The sequence below is a fragment of the Parabacteroides bouchesdurhonensis genome (assembly GCF_900186615.1).
Lineage (GTDB): Bacteria > Bacteroidota > Bacteroidia > Bacteroidales > Tannerellaceae > Parabacteroides > Parabacteroides bouchesdurhonensis.
In genome coordinates this window covers 1,013,103-1,030,884 of record NZ_LT896588.1, presented here as the reverse complement: position 1 = coordinate 1,030,884, position 17,782 = coordinate 1,013,103, and the positions used below count along the sequence as shown (strand labels likewise).

The window sequence follows — 17,782 nt, the reverse complement described above, 5'->3', positions numbered from 1 at the left end:
GGGATGATATTAAAGTCCCATCAATTTTTTAATCTTCCAAAAAACATCGGTGTTTTCAAAAATTCCGGTAAAGTTTTCATAACCCGGACCAAAACTGTAAACAGGAACCATTACGCCACTGTGGCCTCCGGTAGAGAATTTACAAACGATTTTGCCTTCATTCAGTTCTCCATCAACCAAAGTAAGACCTCCGGTTTCATGATCGGCTGTTACTACAACAAGCGTTTCTCCGTCTTGCGCAGCCCATTGCATTACGCGTCCGACCGTGCGATCGAAATCGTGTGTTTCCTGCATCAACAAATCCAGGTCGTTGAAATGTCCGTAATCGTCTAACTGAGAACCCTCAATCATCAGGAAAAATCCGTTTGGATTCTGGTCTAGCAGTTCGATAGCCTTCATAGATGCGCGGGCTAATAAGTCACCACGTTCAGCTGGAAGAGGAGTGTCTACAGTATCTGTTATGCAGAATACTTTACCCTGTTTGATACCAGCCAGTTCTTCCCAACTGCGAGGAGTTTGATAACCTTTTTCGCGTAACTCTTTAAATAAATCACGACCGTCAGCACGGTTTTCAAACAACTTGGAACCTCCTCCAAAGACGTAGTCTACGCCACAATTTACATAATCTGTTACAATTTCAGCTTCTGCGTCGCGGTCTGTATTGTGGCAGCAGAAATCGGCCGGAGTAGCATCCCACAAACGGCAGGTAACGGCTACACCGCTTGAGCGGCCGTTTTTATTTGCCAGTGTGCAAAGAGACTCCAGCGGCTTACCATCCGGATCAACACCTACCATGTGGTAGTTCGTTTTGTGTCCTGTGGCCAGTGCGGTACCGCCTGCACCGGAATCGGTAATAAGTTTGTTGGCACAATAGGTTTTTGAAAGTCCTACAGCCTGGCAGTTATCCAACCATAGCTTTCCACGGTTGGCTGTCCATGCGGAATAAACATGCATCAAACTCATACCGTCACCAATCATCAAAATGACATTCTTTATTTTCTTACCTTTAGGTGGCGTTATTTTCTCAACAGCATATGGCGTTTGCAATACATAAGTCTGTTCTTTGTCTCGACGGCTTTGTGCCATCACATTTGGGCACATTTCCGAAAACATTACGGAAACGGCGCATGCGGCGATTAATAAAATTCTTTTCATGTCTCTTGTGTTGTTATTTTATACATTTTTTTAACGACATATTGTCGTATGAACTATTTTTCTTTGCTTATCGAACATATAAATTATCAGCCGGGATAGGTCCTATTTTGTCGTCTCCCGGTTGTTTCCATCCCCAGCTTAGATGTTCTCCTTCGTAATCTTCGAAATAAAGAAGGGTAAAAGGATGATACCCTTTTGCCAAAGGAATGCGTCCCGTTGCCATAATCGCTGCGTGTGAAGAATCATTGTTCACAACCTCTTCTTGCCCAATTTTGAGTACGCTTCCATCGTCTGAACGAGTGGCAAATTCATAAATACCGTCGACCGGAGCATATAGATAACCCTCAAAGATATATCCGAAATGATCTTCTTGCGGAGCTTCTTTGATGGAAGGTTCGGTCATTGTTCCGCTTTTCAATATTTTTGAATGCAACAGATCGGCTACCATATGAAACTCCCCTTCATAATATTTATAAGAAACACCATGTTGTGTCGGGTTAACCGGGGATGCCGGACGAAGTACAGCTTTTGTCGCAGTAATAGAGTATGTGCGACTCGGTTCAAAACCCTCTTTAAAAGCTTTCGCTTTGATGGTAGTAGTCTCTTTTAAATTCAGAGGCGTGGAATATGCAGGCGATTTTTCAGTTGGTTCTGTTCCATCCAGTGTATAATGGATAACGGCACCGTCGGTGGTGGATTTCAGTTCTGCTGTCACTTCACCTTCAAATAAATCTAAGTCGTTGGCGATGTAAGGGATGGAGGTGGTAGGTTTGGTTGTATATGAATATGGAGCATCTTCCGGTTGCATACCCCAGTTCTTATCAGGTGTGGCGGTAAGGGTGAAATCTAATGTGCCACCTTGCATAAGTTGGTCATAAGTGATGAAACACGTCTTTATCTCCTCACCGTTTAATGTTACGCGAGTGATATATTTGTTGCGTAAAGGATTATTGGCGGTAATTATTAATTCTTTTCCATTACCCAGTTTTATTGTTGCTTTACTGAATAAAGGAGAAGTTAAAACAAACTGATTACTGCCCGGACATACAGAATAAAATCCGAGACTGCTTAAAATATACCATGCTGACATCTGTCCGCAATCTTCATTGCCAATGATTCCTTCCGGTGTAGGTTGATACATTTCATCCAGTAAACGACGCGTCCATTCCTGTGTTTTCCAAGGCTCTCCTACATAGCTGTAAAGGTAAACCATATGATGACTAGGTTCGTTACCGTGGGCGTACTGTCCGATAAGTCCGGTAACGTCCGACAGTTCGCCTTCCACTTCGGATGAAACGGTAAAGAGACTGTCCAGATTGGCGATAAATTGTTCACGGCCGCCAAACAGTTGAACTAATCCGTTTACATCGTGAGGGGTAAAGAAGCGGTATTGCCATGCGGTTGCTTCGGTATACGAACGTCCAATTGCAAATGGATTGAACGGGCTTTCCCAGTTGCCGTCTGCACGTTTTCCACGGAAGAACCTGGTGCTGCCATCAAATACGTTCACGAAATTTTGGGAGCGTTTGATATATGTTTTATAATCATCCATCTTTCCTAAATCTTTTGCCATTTGAGCAATGCACCAGTCGTCATAAGCAAATTCCAGCAAGCAAGATACGGATTCTTTCTTAATATTAGATGGAATAAAACCATTTGCGATGTAATAATTGGCACCTTTTTTATTCTTGGCGGCAGAGACTTTCATAGCTTCGAATGCTTTTTCCACATCATAATCACGGATACCTTTCATATAAGCATCTGCGATCACGGATACGGAATGGTAGCCTATCATTGTGCCTGTTTCTCCGGCCGAAAGAGGCCATATAGGAAGTTCGCCGGTAACGTCATACATATTAAGTAAGGAAATGACCATATCATTCACCAATGCAATATCCAGTATCGTCATCATCGGATTCCAGCCTCTGAATGTATCCCAAAGGGAGAATGTTGAGTATTCCCTGTGACCGGCAGGAACTTGTCCGGTGGTCATGTCCGGGCGGCGGTATTGTCCGTTTACATCGCTTACAATGTTCGGGACAACTTTACTATGGTAAAGAGCTGTGTAGAAATTAGTCCTTTCTGCCTCCGTGCCGCCTTCTACGGTGATAGCATCTATTTCTTTTTCCCAATTGGCGCGTGTCCCTTGATAGATAGCATCGAAATCAAAAGCGTCGGCTCCGGTTTCTGCTTCCATGTTGGCACGGGCATTATCTTCACTTACAATAGAAACTCCTACTTTACAAATTAACGGAGAGTTATTAGATAAGTCAAATGTCGCAATTATGCTTTTTTTGTCGGCACTTATTTCTTCTGCCTTTAATGGATGGGAGAAAGTTGCTACAAAATAAATGTATTGCTTGTCTACCCAGCCTCCGGTACAACGCATACCTGAAATTTCGTTGTCGCCGGTTTTCTTTATATCATATTCATAGATACGTTCATTATCGAGTAAATGGCCTAGATCTATAACCAGTTTGGCATTTGATGGATTTTTCTTGTAAGTATAGCGATGGATACCAGTATGCGGAGTTGCGGTAAATTCAGCAGTAACACCCTCGGAGGGTAATTCTACCTGATAATATCCAGGAGAGGCTTTTTCATCTTTGTGAGAGAATGGTAACGGAGTATTTACGGACGGACGGAATAGAATATCTCCTAAATCAATACATCCGGTTCCGCTTAGATGTGTATGTGAGAAGCCCATCAACGTTGAATCGCTGTAGTGGTAACCTGAACAGGCATCCCAATTGCCCATACGTGTATCCGGACTTAACTGTACACCCCCATACGGAGCGGTTGCTCCCGGATATGTATGTCCGTGGAATCCTGTTCCAATAAACGGGTCTACATAATCAATCGGAGCTTTTGGTGTTTGGGTGCAAGCTGTATATAAGCATAATATTCCTGTATACAAGCAGGAAGAAAGAGTTTGTAATAATCTCATGGTATCAGTGTTTAATATTTATACAATTAACAACGGCAAATTACCTATTTGAGATAAGCTTTTTACAAGAAGAAATGATACGGGCTGTTTCAATTCAATGTTGAAACAGCCCGTGAATTGATTTATTATTCTTTTATAAACTTATACTAAGACAATTGATTAATAACCTTTATTCTGTGTCAACTTACCGTTTGATTTGGTAACTTGTTCACTTGGATAAGGGAATACTATCATATAATCCTGATAAGCATTTTTGTTGGTATAGTCTTCGTAATCTGCAATTGTAAATGGAGAATCCGGATTAGCACGGTCTTCATATTTGCGAATACGTGGATGCGAGTTCAACTCTTTTTCAGCCAAAGCCTTGATCTCCGAATTAGAAGAACGATGCCAACGTTTCAGGTCAAACAGGTGATCTGTAAATTCAAATGCCAATTCACAACGGCGTTCATGATACAGATCTTTCATAGTTGCAGTACCGGAAAGTGGCTGCAAGTTAGAACGCAAACGGATACGATTGATATCCGCAGTTGCTTTGTCGGCTTGCCCTGTCATTAAGTAAGCTTCTGCGCGGAATAACAGCATTTCAGCAAAACGAATAATCGGGAAATTAACTCGTACTGTTGGCCAGTCACCGTTCGCACTTACTGCACCTTCAGCTACAGGATCTGAATATTTGAATGGATCCATGTATTTGTTAACCATGAAGCCTGCTTCAAGGTCAGAAGTAGACCAGAATTTGCGATTTTCACCAAAGAATGGGAATTCCTGACCGTATTCAAGGATAGAGCGAACCAGACGATCGTTGCCTTTGCCATCTTTTGCCATTTCTTCATAAAGGTCATAAGAGGGTTTTATTTGTCCCCAACCGTTGTACTTACCCCAACCTTTATTTTCGAGAATAACGCCCGGAAATTCAGAACCGCCCGGTTGTGCACCGCCAATACTTGGAATAGTCCAAAGATATTCTGCATTCCAATAATTTGAAAAATCGGAAGAGAATACATCTGCAAAAGTATTTGCTAAGCCACGGTTGTAGCCAGTTTCTAGCTGATTGACCATTTCAATCACATTTTTCCATTGTGTTTCATCCCAAGTTGCCCAATAAGCATATGTCTTTGCTTTGAAGGCGATAGCTGCTGCTTGGTGTGCGCGCCCTCTGTTGTCAACATCATATGTCTCAAATTTCGGAAGATAAGAGATTGCTTTGTCCATATCCTCGATAATCAGTCGGTAATTTTCCATTACTGTAGCCTGCTGAGGAGGAATAGAGTTGTCATAACCATTTTCAAAGTCTTCGTAACGTATGAAAGGTACACCTTGTTCATTTGTACCATAGCGATAAGCTATCAGATAGTGTGCCCACCCGCGGCAGAAGAAGGCTTCACCCAAACTGCGTTTTTCAACCTCTGTTAGAGTTGTACCCTTTTCTTTTTTTGTTAATTCCTGAATTACCCAGTTTGCGCGGGACATTGTAGAATACATACGGCTGAAAACATCTCTTAAAGGAGATTCATCTCCTGTATAGGCAAATGTTGCTAAAGTATTGTAACCACGGGTACGTCCCCATACGATATCGCAAGCGGCGCCTTGCTCCCAAAATAATTCACGTCCGTAACAGCCTTCTTGGTGGAATCTCTCATACAATCCATCAATGGCGTCGATTGCCTGTTTGTCATTCAAAAAATAGGAATTTGTAGTAGCATTTCCTTCCGGCTGAACATCGAGGAAGTCGCTACAGGAACTACAAATCAATGCAGACAGAGCTAATACTGTTATATATTTTTTCATCTTATGATTCTTTGTTAATTTAAACATCATTTAAAATAGCAGATTAGTAAGTTATTTTTACACCTACAGAGAATACTCGTGAAACCGGATACCTTAAAGCATCCCAGCCTCCACATTCCGGATCCATACCTGAATAATTGGTGATTGTAAATAAATTTTCACCACTTAAATAGACAGACATCAAACTGTTACGTTCTTTCAAATGAGAGCATTTGCGAATTACGTCGTCCAAATTATAAGATAGAGTGAGGTTTTTCAGACGTAAATAGGAGGCATTTTCCAAATACCAATCAGACGGAGTACTGAAGTTGCTGTTCGGATCGTTCTTTGATAAACGAGGAATATTAGAACTTGTGTTGGTAGGACTCCATGCGTTCATGATTTCTTTTGAACGGTTGAAGTTACCTTCTACATCACTTAATGCCATGTATTTACCTACATATAATGCTTGAGCACCACCTACGCCTTGGAACATGGCGCTAACAGAAAGTTTTTTCCAGGTAAATCCACCAGTGAAAGAGAAGGTGGTCTTCGGTGTTGCGCTTCCGCAATACTGGCGGTCTTTATCGTTGATTACACCATCTCCATTGTAATCTATAAACTTCAAATCTCCTGCTACAGCATCCGGTTGAATACGCTTTCCGTCTTTGTCTACATAAGCAGCAGCTTCGGCATCACTTTGGAAAATACCATCGGTCCTGATGAGATAGAAGGAAGCTAGAGGTTCACCTTCGGCTGTTTGATACATATAAGGTAGATTTCTAAAGCTACCGTCAAAGTCGCTACCATCTTTTGTAATTCCGGTCCAAACACCGGGAGTTCCGTCTTCGTTCCTTACACCTATGTCAGAAACCCAATTCTTTAGGTATGAAAAGTTTCCGGATACGAAATATGACCAGTCTTTATTTATATGGTCGCTCCAGCTGACTTGTGCTTCGAAGCCTCGGTTACGAACTTCTCCTTGGTTTACCAACATGGCATTAATACCGATAGTATTCGGCCAATTCATTGTCTGAGACTGGATCAAATTGAATGTACGTTTATCGAAGTAGTCAAATGACATGTTTAAACGACTGTTGAACATATTCATATCCAAACCTAAGTCCCATTGTTCGGAAGTTTCCCAAGTCAGATTCGGATTCAAAGCTGTGGAATTGTAAACGAAGTTACCCCAAGTCTTATTAGATTCTACACCGTATTGCGCTTGTTCTAACCAATAGCTTTTAGCCAAAAGAGCTGATTTATAGTTGTAACCGATAGAACCCAAGTTGCCGACACGTCCCCATGAAGCACGGATCTTTAACAGATTAAGGACATCTGATTTCGGGAAGAAAGATTCATTAGAGATTTTCCATCCGGCTGTTACAGCAGGGAAGTCGCCATAGTTGTTATCTTTTGGTAAACGGCCGGCATAGTCACGACGCCAGGATGCTGTTACAAAGTAACGGTCGTCAAACGAATAAGCCAAACGGCCAATAAAAGAAACATTGGCATCCGGACCTTCCAATGCGTCAACTATAGAAGTGGAGTTGGCATATGACAAATATTGCAAGTATGCAGATTCATCAGATAAGTCTTTACCTTCAATTTCAATACTGCGCTTACCATAATGGTCGGCTGTAGTAGAAAGTAAAACTCCTATTGTGTGCTTGTCGTCGAATGTATTGTCGTAAGTCAGCGTGTTTTCAGTTTTCCAGGCATCTCTACGATAAGTTGATTCCTTCAAAGTGTTTGTTAATGCCGGTTTACCAACTTCGTCGCGGATAGGACTGAAATTCTTATATAGCTCTGTCTGCATATTGTAAGTGAAACGGCTGGTGAATTTCAATCCCGGCACAATGTTAGCTAATTCCAAGCTGGTTGTGCTCCATGTATCACTGTTTCTGTGGTATCTGTTGTCTGCTTCCAATAAACGAACCGGATTGACAGCATCACCATGAATATCGGCAAAGTTAGATCCGTATTTTGCTATATATGCAGGATCTTCAGTTGTTGTACCACCATAAGTCCCGTCTAATGGATTGTATACGGTTGCACTGGCTGGCATATACATAGCTGCTATAACGCCACCTGTATAAGCGCTTTCTGTGTCTTGTGTACGATTTTCATTGTTTTTCCAAACGAAATCTTCGGTAATAGTTACCCATTTATTCAGTTTGAATTTACCATTATAGCGAAGTGAAAGATTCTTATTAAAAGTGTTGATCAATACACCTTCGTCATTATCATAAGAGAATGAAAGACGGTTGGAATAATTCTCAGAGCCAACGTTCAATGCTACGTTATGACGTTGGTAAAACGCTGTACGGAAAATTTCGTCCATCCAGTCGGTACGAGTTGTTCCTACCCATGGGTTTTTAGTTAAGTCCCAGCCTGTAGGCAGTGTAAGTCCGGCATTGGCATAAGACAACTTACGCATTTCAAGCTCTCCTTCTGCATTCAAAGGATCAATCAAATTGGATGCCTGACGAATACCGAAAGTTGCGTCATAAGTTAAAGAAGGTGCGCCTTGTTTTGCTTTCTTTGTAGTTACCAGGATTACACCTCCGGCACCGGATTGAGCACCATAGATAGCAGCAGAAGCAGCATCCTTTAGTACAACAATCGATTCGATATCATTCATAGAAGCAATTGGAGCTCCCGGAACGCCATCGACAACCCAAAGTACATTATCTCCATTTTGTGAACCCTGTCCACGTATTACAATGGAAGGAGCTTTTGTTGGGTCTCCGCCATTAGCTTGTACCGTAACACCTGCTAATTGTCCTTGCAACATACCTTCTGTAGAGCTGACGGGACGGATAACCAGATCTTCCGTATTGTTCAATACACCAACAGAGGCTGATAAGTCCTGTTTGCGTTGGCCTGCTCCATATCCCAATACAACGATTTCATCTAGCTTCTGAGTATCTTCTGTTAAAATGATGTTGAGTGTGTTCTTTCCGCTTACAGGTATATTTTGTGTTACATAACCAATATAACTGATTTCTAATGTGGAATTGTCTGGAACTTCTAATGAAAAATCACCGTCCATTCCTGTAATTACACCATTTGTTGTTCCTTTTACTAATACGTTAGCTCCAATAATCGGTTCGCCTGTCGCATCCTTAATTATACCTGAAATTTTTTTCGTTTTTTGTTGAGTTACACTTGTTTTAGCAGCGACTTTTTCTGACCCAGAATATAGTACCACGATATGGTCTTCGATTTTGTACTTGATTCCTGTTCCGTTAAATGCTTGATCTAAAATAGCTTCAATTGATTCATTTTCAGCTCTTAAAGATACATTGTTAACGCGTAACGCTTCCAAAGATGTGTCATAGGAGAAAACTACATCTGTTTGCTTTTTCAATGCGTTTACTACACTTTTCAACGTAGTGTTGTTGAGTGCTATCTCAACGTTAAATCGTTGTTCAAATGCGCTGGAGGTAGGAGCAGCTTGGACGCCGGCTACCATACAGCACAATGAAATCCCTACGCATAACCGCTTCATAGAAACGAAGTCATAAATTTTTTTCTTCATACTTTTTGCTGTTTTTTTAAGATTAACATACATGCTTTTTCCACGAACATTCAAAAATGTTGTTCTGTTTTGCATAGATTTACATCACATAGGCTATCATTATTAATTAATTTGGCTTGTCAGTCGAAATAACTTTTAACCCTTAGTTCATAAAGAACTCCGGTTCTTTTTTTGTTTTTTACATTTCAAATTCCTGTTTTACTTAATATATAAATAAAAAAAATGTTTAATCTATTCTCTACTTTTTATAAAAAGCATCGTCGTTCCATTTTCTTTCAAAGCTTTTTGTTGCTGACTTACCTGTAAATAGTCTAGTTCTTTATGAACTTTTGTAGAATTGCATACATGTTAATGTTGTTGCAAATTTCGCTATTTTTTGTTAGTTTCAGCAAAGAATGGAATTAACTAAACATGAATAAAATGTAACAAAATGATTTCAAGATGTCGTCTTTTATGTATTCATGGTTTCTTGTTTTTTCCTCTTGACAAATATATATACAATTGAAGAAATAAAAGTACCTAATGAAAACTCTTTTTTTTTGGATTTATATAATATTTACATTTAAAAGAGAGGTTAAGGTATGATTTCCGCAGACATACCCGTTATGTAGGATAGTTGGTTTAAGGCTTCTTTTGGTTCTTTTGAATACTTAAAAGAGAAGTTGTATTTGCGGTCTTTTAAAAGATGCGTATCCATTTTTATATGTATATTATATGTGTTCTCCAAGCATTGGAGAATTTCAGAAATGGATACTTCTGATAATGAAATTAAGCCGAAACGCCAGGATGTAAGGGTGTTTGCGTCAACTTCATTTATTTCAACAGATTTAGTCTCTTTAGAATATAATGCTTGTTGTCCGGGTTGAAGGGTGGCTATTTCTTTTCCGTTTTTCTCACTTAACAGAACAGAACCACTCATTAATATAGTCTCGCATATATTATCAACCGGACGGGAATGGACACTGAATGAGGTTCCTAATACCTTTATAAGGTTGTTTTCCGTCTTAACGATGAATGGATGTTCCGGATCTTTGGATACCTCAAAAAAGGCTTCTCCTTCGAGCTGTATTTCGCGAGTGTCTCCGTCGAATGTTGTAGGACAAGTTAAAGTTGTATTACTACCTAACCAAACAGTTGTCCCGTCGGCTAAAAAGATTGTTTTTATGGAATTATCATTTGCATCGTTTTTGTACACATAAATAGGGGCTTGTATATTAGCTTTTTTATGTGTGAATAAAAAAGAGAATGATATAGCCAATAATACGATTGCTGCCGTAGCAACAATACCAAGCTTCTTGATAAAACGGCGGGTATACATTCTTTTCCATCCCGCTATTTGATCGATGCGCCTGTTTAGTTGATCCAATGAATGAATAACGTCGTGTTTTTCATTATTATATATATGCTTAGAGTTCCAAACAGCTTTCATTTCAAAAAAAGCAATCTGATTTTCTTGAGAATCTTTTATCCAGTCCAGAATCTCTTCTTTCTCTTTTTCTGTTGCTGTACCGGATAAATATTTATATAGGATTGTTTCGTTCATTTTCTTTAAATATCTAGACACTATAAATACAATTACTTTAATAAAAGTACCTAATGAATCAACTATTTTTAAACGCTATATATAATAAAAATAATAATATCTGAGGTATTTTATATTGACCCAGTTTTTCCCGAAGTTGTTTTAGTGCGGAATAAATATGATTTTCTACTGTGCTTAAGGAGATGCCCAGCATCTGACTAATTTCTTTGCTTGGTATATCCTCTAAGTAACTTAACGAAAAAACTTCTTTACATCTTTCCGGTAAACTGTTTATAGCAGCATCAATTTCGGAGCGCAGGTCCTGATTGTACAATCTTCGGATAATATCACAGGAATCGGGATCATAATAATTATATCCTATTTCTTCAATTTCTTTTTTATAAATAGATTGATAATTGTCAGAGTGATTTTTCTTTTTAAATATATTCAGTGCTGAATTATAGACAGAGCGTAATAAATATCCCCGGATAGAAAGAGTTTTGTCCAGACTTTCTCTATGTAACCAAACATTTAAGAAAACATCTTGCACCACATCTTTTGCATCGTCTTGTTCCAACAGTAATTCGGCATATGAATACAACGAATAATAATGCAACTTGTATAGCTCATTGAAAGCTTTCCGGTCACCTGACTTTACTTTTTCTACTAATGACACCTCCTTGCTCATTTCAGTGCTGACGATTCTTTATTTTGCAAATATATTATTTTTGATAGATAAAACAATATTTTGCACTCATTTAGAATCGATCACCGCTTGCGTGCTGCTGCTGCTTTTGCTTTCTGAGCATCACGACGTTCTTTTTCTTTAGCCTTTAATTTCTCTTTATATTCGCGCTCCTTTGCCTTGCGCTCTTTTTCTTTTTGTTTCAGGCGTTCTTTATAAGCACGTTCTTTTTCTTTACGCAATTGTTCGCGTGCTTTCATCTTCGCTTTTCTATCGGCTTCCGCCTGTTTCATTTTGGCCTTGCGGTCTCGTTCCAGTTGTTTTTCTTTTTCTTCTTTGGCTTTTAACAGAGCATCTTCCTCTTCCTTTTGTTTCTTCAAAAGTTCTTCCCTTTCTTTCGCTTTTTGAGCTTGCAATTCTTTTTCTGCCTTTTGTTCTGCTTCAAAGGCTTTTCGCGCTTCTTCTTTTTGTCTTTCTTCTTCGGCGGCCTGACGTTTGCGAATTTCCTCTATGTCTTTCAAGCTTAAACCTTGTTCTTCTACAGGAGCTTTTATGGCAGGTACAGAATCCTTTTGTACCTTATCATCTGATAGAGAGTTGTCAGGAACAGTCTCTAATGGTTCAACCGGTTGTAAGTTTTGTTTTATTGTATCAACTGGTAATGACGGAACTGTTTCTTCTTTCTCTGCAGGTTTTTCTTCAATAGTCGGTTGCTTTTCTGTTTCCTCTGCTTCCTCCGGCTCTGTAACGTTCTCTTTTTCTTCTTCTGCGGCTAAACGAGCTTTCCAACGGGCAACTAATTCCGGCGCTTTTTCTCCAAAGTTATCTTCAAAGAATGTTACATATTCGTCTAGAGTTTTACCTCGCATTAGCGTTTCATAATTATCATCAGATATAGGCAAAATGGCTACTTCTCTATCCAATGCGTTTCCATAACCGTCTTTACCGTAAACCATCTTATAATATTGCAGAATTTCATCAAAATTGATAAAACCATGAATCATCAGCATACTAATCGGCCCGGCTTGTTCTATATTCAAGTCAAATTCTTTTACCATAAAGTTCGCGAAATTGTAAGCCGCTACTGCAAATAACAATTGATTCTTGTCTACAGCTCCTGTGGGATAAACCAATAGCATTCTGTAAGGAGTATTTGTTTCCGCGGTAAAAGTCCGGGCTGAATCGGCGGCAGATAAAGTTCCGTCATCTCCTACACCAAAACGCAGATTCCATGCCATTCCCTTAATTCCTCCTTGCACCATCGCACGCCCACGTAAAACACCTTTCAACATTTCTCCGGCAAGTTCGGAAACGTCAGCATTCGGATATTTGTCCACCAGTGTTTTTAAGGATCTCTTAAAACCTTCTGCATCTCCGGCTTGTACGTAAGACAGCGCTTCCAAGAACATAAATTTAGGCATCAAATTGGCTAATGGATATTTGGTGTTCATTTTTTCGTAATTTCTACGAACAGTAATGGTGTCTTCGGCTAAATATCTGTTGTAGGTGTACTCGTAAATAGAGTCTTGTACAGCGTCCATCATGCGGATGTTGTATTCGTAATTCGGATCAGCTATTGCGATAGCATAGTCGCTTTCCGGAAAATCGGCAATCAGTTTCGATTTATATTCCGCAGCCAGAGCTTTGTCATTTGTACGAAGCGCCATTAAATAAACCTGATAGAAGCTTTCCAGACTATGGTCATTCTTGGGAAAACGTCTTTCCAGTTCTTCAAAAGCCTCTATAGACAACTGCAAATCTTCCAGCTTGTCTTTATAAATCATAGCCATGTTGTACAATCCGTCAACTATAATGAGATTGGACGCGTCTACATCTTCTTGGGTAAAAGGTAGTTGTTGAAGGTAGAATTCCCGTGTTTTCGGGTCATCCGATTCTACAACCGATTCGTCACCGGCGGTATCCGGGTTGAGGGGCGCACCATCCGGCCCTGATACAGCTGTCGTGTCACTGGCTGCAATCTCATTTTCTTCATTGGGGTTTTCGTTAAAAGTAGACATCGTTTTTTTACGGCGCCTCCAGTCATCTTCCAGCGGGCGGCGTCCCCATTTTCTTTGAAATTGAGTTTTTCCTTGTGCTACTGTCTGTGGATTATAGAAATAGAAAGAAGAACCTCCGGATGTTGTTGGTAAAACAATACCTCCGGTTTCTGTTCCCGGACGATCTATTCCGGTTCCTTTAGATTGTTGATCTGCCAGATAGGCTTCTTTCTCGGCAAGAGCTTTTGCCTCTTCTTCCTCTTTTTTTACGTTCTCAATAATTTTGTCGATAACGGCTAACCGCTCGGTTTCGGGCATTTTGGCAAGAGTTTGTAAGCTGTCTTGCAGATGAACGGCCTCTACATGTACTACTAATTCGTCCAGTACGGCAGATAATTTGGCAATCCTTTCATACTCTTTGTATTCTTTTTGTATGCCGGCTAATGCTCCGCTAAAGCAAGGTTGGGCTTTTACGTAATCGCGTTGCTTGAAATAAATGTCACCTAATCTGATTTGGCAAATGGCCTTATCTATTCCATTGCGTACACTTTTATCAATACCTTGCTGATAATTAGTAATTGCCTGTGCGGTATCTTCACGATTTAAATAGATATTTCCCAAGGCATAATACACCTGATCCAGATATTCCTCGTTCTTTTGGCTTTTAGCCATACGTTGCAGCATTTTTACGACTTTCTGGTAATTACCTCCGGTGAATACTTCTGTTTGGCGTATTCTGGCGGCAAATTCCAGTTCATAAGGAGGATTTGCTTTAGCTACGTCTCCAAATGCTTTATAGGCTAAACCATCTAACTCCTGGTCTGCATATAATTGTCCCAGCAGATACTTCATACGTGTTTTTTGCCGATGGTTTTTCTCTGCTTTTATCGCTGTCTTAAGATATGGGATGGCGTCTTCGTATTGATTGTTTTTTATGAGATAATCAGCATAAATAGCGGCGTATAAATTCAGTTTCTTCTTAGGTATTCCATTTGTATTCAATTTCCCTAAAATATCTTCCGATTCGTAGAACCATCCCATTTCCGAATAGCAGCGGGCTTGCCATAAACGGGCTTCGGCAACAACTTCTTCATCTTGGGCATAGTGCCTGACTATGTATGAAAAGGTAGCGGATGCCTGTAAAAAATCCGCATTGTAAAACTGGGCTTGCCCCAACATTAACCAACACTTCTTTAAAAATGGATTATATTCTTCCTGTTCCTGCAATGCCCGTTGTTTCGGATCGTTTCTCCATCCGGGCTTTTTAGGCGGTTTAGCCTTGATGGAATGCAGCTTGATACCTTTGTTACTTTTTTCGATTGCCCGGTCAAAAGGTCCGCCTGTGTTTTGTTTATCTTTAGGCTGCGCACTGATCGGATACATATATATCATATCCGAATAGTTTTCAGTGTAACCGTCCTGCATTGATTTCAACGCTTCGTCAAAAGAAGTTTTACCGTTATAGTAAATATTGTATCGCGTGTTTAGAGCATGATAAAAACGGTTTACTCTGGTATTCTTTTTTGTACTGCAAGACCAGAGTAAAAGGATAGTAAAAAATGATATTATATAGTAGAAACTTTTTTTCACGTATCAGCAAGCGCTTCTTATTCTATTATTAAACTATTTTCCTTCTTATTTATTGTTTATGCAGAAAGAATAATATGCTTTTGGTTATTAAAAATAAGATTACCAATACAAGGATGATGAAAGCTCCGGAAGGAATATTCAGAAAATAGGATAATATCAGTCCTGCTACACATCCCAGAAAACCTACCAGAATACTTCCCCAAATGATCTTTTTAAAATCGGAAGTAATCAGATTTACGGTTATCTGTGGTAATGTCAATAAACTCATCAGTAGCATAATACCTACCAAACGAATAGAGAGAACGATTGTTACGGCAATGAAAAACATCATTGCGTATTCGATACATTTAACAGGAAGGCGCTGTGTTATGGCAAAGTCGTTATCAAATGCCACATACATAATCTCCCGAAAAAACAGAATGAATATAGCTATTAGCATTACTGCCAGTATTCCTATAAAAAGAATGTCTGTTGTTGATATGGTTAATATATTTCCGAACAAATAAGCCGATAAATTGGGAGCATATCCCGGTGTTAAAAAGATGAATATAACTCCTAATGCCATCCCTAACGACCATATCCCGGCAATAGCCGAATCTTCACGCACATTCTGCGTTTTACTAACCCATTCCACTCCGAAAGCGGAAAGGACGGAAAAAAGCATTGCCATAATAATAGGGTTCATTCCCAGATAAAAGCCTAATCCGAGCCCTCCGAAAGAAGCATGTGTAATTCCTCCGCTTATGAAAACCAGACGCCGGGAAACAATATAAGTCCCCACAATACCACATACGATGGCTGTTAGCAGACTTCCCAATAGTGCGTTCTGAAAAAAAGTATATTGAAATAATTCCATTCTCTGTTTTTTTCGTTCCGGTTAATGTATTCTTCTTTCTCCTATAATAAGGAAAGCCTCATCCTTTAATTCATCCGGTAAATCAATTTCACGTAATTGCAGGCTTCTTAACCAACCGGCTACTTCAACTTCTTGCAACGTATATAATACTTCACGGAATTCATTTGTTGCCTCTTCATCATAAGAGTCGGATTTTGTCCCTTTATATCTGTCCAATTCTTCGTCGTCGTAATATTCTACTTGTTTACTGACGGCAGCAAGTAAACTATCTCTTTCGCATGTTTCGTGCTGGCCACAGCATACTTCCGGAATTTCCTGCGGTTCGGGTATCTCTGTTATTTCTCCCCGTTCCAGCATTTTTTTCAATTTTTTATTTCTGAAATAACTGGCTATGGCAGCTATCGTTCCTAAGCCTACGACGCTGACAAATATAATTAAATACCACATCTTTATTCAATCTCTGTTATTTTAAATCCAGCTTGTTTTAAATCGGACCAATATTTAGGATAACTTTTACTTACTACTTCCGGATTCGCAATACGAATAGGTTGAAGTAATGCTATTGGGGCAAAAGCCATAGCCATACGATGGTCTTCATAAGTGTCAATTACAGGTTTCTGTTCCGGTTCACAACGTTCTTCGTTCCATTCCAGAATACTGTTATTTTTATCAGTCAACAGATAACCCAATTTACGTAATTCTATTTTGAGGGCTTCTATGCGATCAGTCTCTTTTATCTTTAGTGATTGCAATCCGGTAAAACGGAACGGAATATTAAGCAACACGCAAGTTACAACAAATGTTTGGGCTAAATCCGGTTCGTTTACAAAATTATATACTAATTTCTTGCACACATTTCCATTGTGTTTCAAAACTACCCCATTATTGGTGAAGGTGGTGCCTATGCCCAATTGGGAGAATAATTTTGCTCCGGCGGAATCTCCTTGCAAACTGTTTTTAAACAGTCCGGATAATTCTATTTCCGCATTAGGGCTGAATGCCATTATCTCGTACCAATATGAGGCTGCACTCCAGTCGGATTCTACTGTGAAATGAACCGGTTTATATTCCTGAGGGAGTACTTTGATCGTTTGGCCGTTCCATTCTGCTTTTACTCCAAACTGTTTCATCAATTGCAGTGTCAGGTCAATATAAGGACGGGAAATAATGTTTCCTTCTAAATGTAGTGTAAGTCCGTTCTCCATTAACGGAGCTATCATCAGTAAGGCCGATATGTATTGCGAACTAACGCCTCCTGCCAATGATATTTCTCCTCCTTGCAACGCGCTGCCGAAAATACGGAGTGGAGGATAACCTTCTTTCTCAATGTATTCAATGCGTGCTCCCAGATAATTTAAAGCATCAACCAGTATTTTTATAGGACGGTTTTTCATTCGTTCTGTACCGGTAATAGTCCATTCTCCAACTACTTTCGATAAAAACGCAGTTAAGAAACGCATTGCTGTTCCTGCCGCTTTGATGTCGAAATTTTGTTCGTTGGAATTCAACGCTTTTGTCATTACTTCTGTATCATCACAATCGGAAAGATTTTGGATATCATAGGGGCTATAGCTTAGGGCATTCAATATTAATGCTCTGTTACTTATGCTTTTGGATGCCGGAAGTTGTATTGAGGCCCGGAGTCCGGTTTCCGGCCCATTTATAAGATAGTTCATCTTTCTTTGCCTGTTCGTTTTGAGAATACAAAAGTACGGA

The 17,782-nt window shown here is 39.7% G+C and carries 10 protein-coding genes; all 10 read right to left on the bottom strand.

From position 1 onward, the window contains the following. Window positions 1-9: 9 nt before the first annotated feature. The 10 genes from C1721_RS04460 to aroA all read right to left on the bottom strand — a co-directional run bounded on the left by C1721_RS04460 (window position 10) and on the right by aroA (window position 17,742). Complete coding sequence (locus C1721_RS04460) at window positions 10-1,155, bottom strand: alkaline phosphatase (RefSeq protein ID WP_102407335.1); 1,146 nt, start codon at window positions 1,153-1,155, stop codon at window positions 10-12. Between the two features lie 67 nt (window positions 1,156-1,222). Further along, window positions 1,223-4,102 carry a GH92 family glycosyl hydrolase gene (locus C1721_RS04455; protein ID WP_102407334.1) on the bottom strand — a complete coding sequence of 960 codons (2,880 nt, stop codon included), beginning with the start codon at window positions 4,100-4,102 and terminating at the stop codon, window positions 1,223-1,225. A 159-nt stretch (window positions 4,103-4,261) separates the two neighbouring features. Then, window positions 4,262-5,893, bottom strand: coding sequence for a RagB/SusD family nutrient uptake outer membrane protein (locus C1721_RS04450; protein ID WP_102409234.1), 1,632 nt, complete (start codon window positions 5,891-5,893; stop codon window positions 4,262-4,264). Between the two features lie 43 nt (window positions 5,894-5,936). Then, a complete protein-coding gene (locus C1721_RS04445; RefSeq protein ID WP_234347299.1) occupies window positions 5,937-9,416 on the bottom strand; it encodes a TonB-dependent receptor in 3,480 nt (1,159 codons plus the stop codon). Window positions 9,417-9,990: 574 nt separating this feature from the next. Next, on the bottom strand, window positions 9,991-10,959 hold the full coding sequence (locus C1721_RS04440; RefSeq protein WP_102407333.1) for a FecR family protein: 969 nt from the start codon (window positions 10,957-10,959) through the stop codon (window positions 9,991-9,993). Window positions 10,960-11,017: 58 nt separating this feature from the next. Then, window positions 11,018-11,614, bottom strand: coding sequence for an RNA polymerase sigma factor (locus C1721_RS04435; protein ID WP_227472093.1), 597 nt, complete (start codon window positions 11,612-11,614; stop codon window positions 11,018-11,020). A gap of 92 nt (window positions 11,615-11,706) precedes the next feature. Then, the gene (gene porW, locus C1721_RS04430; RefSeq protein ID WP_102407331.1) at window positions 11,707-15,210 is read right to left on the bottom strand and encodes a type IX secretion system periplasmic lipoprotein PorW/SprE; all 3,504 of its coding nucleotides are present in this window, start codon (window positions 15,208-15,210) and stop codon (window positions 11,707-11,709) included. A 49-nt stretch (window positions 15,211-15,259) separates the two neighbouring features. Then, window positions 15,260-16,066, bottom strand: a complete 807-nt coding sequence (locus C1721_RS04425; RefSeq protein ID WP_102407330.1) for a metal ABC transporter permease — start codon at window positions 16,064-16,066, stop codon at window positions 15,260-15,262. A gap of 21 nt (window positions 16,067-16,087) precedes the next feature. After that, the gene (locus tag C1721_RS04420) at window positions 16,088-16,513 is read right to left on the bottom strand and encodes a phospholipase (protein WP_102407329.1); all 426 of its coding nucleotides are present in this window, start codon (window positions 16,511-16,513) and stop codon (window positions 16,088-16,090) included. 2 nt (window positions 16,514-16,515) lie between these two features. Beyond that, window positions 16,516-17,742, bottom strand: coding sequence for a 3-phosphoshikimate 1-carboxyvinyltransferase (gene aroA / locus C1721_RS04415; protein ID WP_102407328.1), 1,227 nt, complete (start codon window positions 17,740-17,742; stop codon window positions 16,516-16,518). Window positions 17,743-17,782 lie beyond the last annotated feature (40 nt).